The organism is Aeromonas ichthyocola (genome assembly GCF_046087985.1).
In the GTDB taxonomy this organism is placed as follows: domain Bacteria; phylum Pseudomonadota; class Gammaproteobacteria; order Enterobacterales; family Aeromonadaceae; genus Aeromonas; species Aeromonas rivipollensis.
The window spans coordinates 1-1,232 of the sequence record NZ_JBJSWH010000018.1; the positions used below are offsets into that span (position 1 = coordinate 1).

A 1,232-nucleotide genomic window follows, 5' to 3' on the forward strand; every position below is an offset into this window, starting at 1 on the left:
TGTAATTGGGACAGCGCCTTAAAAAAGGCCGCCGCGTACTTTGCCAAGCTGTCAGGTTAAGGTACGCCTTCATCCGGGAACACGAGTCCACGCATCCTGTCCGCAGACTGTGCCGGATGATGAATGTCCACCCGAGCGGTTATTACGCTTGGCAACGACAGCCCTTATCTACCCGAGCACAGGAGGATCAACGCCTCCTGGGCCAGATCAAGCAATGTTGGCTAGAAAGCGGGGGCGTCTACGGTTATCGCAAGATCCGGGATGACCTGCGAGAAATGGGCGAGACCTGTGGCAAGCACCGGGTGGCGCGATTAATGCGACATGAAGGGTTACGTTCACAAACCGGCTATCACCGCCGTCCAGGCCATTATGGTGGCCGGCCAACGGTGGTTGCACCGAATCATTTGGAACGCCAGTTCGATGTGACCGAGCCCAATAAGGTCTGGGTAACGGACATCACCTACATTCGCAGGCATGAAGGCTGGCTCTATCTGGCTGTGGTATTGGATTTGTTCTCACGACACGTCATTGGTTGGTCGATGGGGCAGCGGATCGACCGAGAGCTGGCCATCAGTGCGTTACTGATGGCGGTGTGGCGACGGCGACCCGAACAAGAAGTGCTGGTTCATTCCGACCAAGGGAGCCAGTTTAGCAGCTATGACTGGCAGGATTTTTTGCGGGAAAACCAGCTCAAGGCCAGCATGAGCAGGCGCGGCAATTGCCATGATAACGCGGTGGCGGAGAGTTTCTTCCAGCTCCTCAAACGCGAGCGGATCCGACGTAGAACCTATGCGGATCGCGAGGAAGCCCGACAGGATGTGTTCGATTACATTGAAATGTTTTACAACCCCAAGCGCCGGCACAGTTTCAACAATGGGCTATCGCCAGTAGAGTGTGAAAAGCAATATTTCGAACGGCTCAAAAGTGTCTAGAGAAGTCGGGGCGATTCAAACCATATTCAGGACGGGACACACACAACGAAAGAAGCCCAACAGACAGATTGGGCTTCTTGGACTCAGATGCTGAATATGCATAGCAAAAAGGCCTTCCCGTGAGGGAAGGCCTTTCAAATTAATGGCGGAGCGGACGGGGAGACGGACACGGCCCGGCTCAAGCACAAGGTGCCACAGGCAGGGACCGAATTGCCAGTGGCAAGTCGCAGCCCTGTCTGTGGTCCCTTGTTTCCTTAATCCCGTTCACGAAAATCCAAAAGCAAAAAGGCCTTCCCAATC

Annotated in this window: 1 pseudogene; it reads left to right on the forward strand. The window is 54.6% G+C overall.

Annotated features, from left to right (window positions below):
* Positions 1–17: 17 nt before the first annotated feature.
* Positions 18–932: pseudogene (locus ACF2JD_RS22555) on the forward strand (IS3 family transposase); the annotation flags it as partial.
* Positions 933–1,232 lie beyond the last annotated feature (300 nt).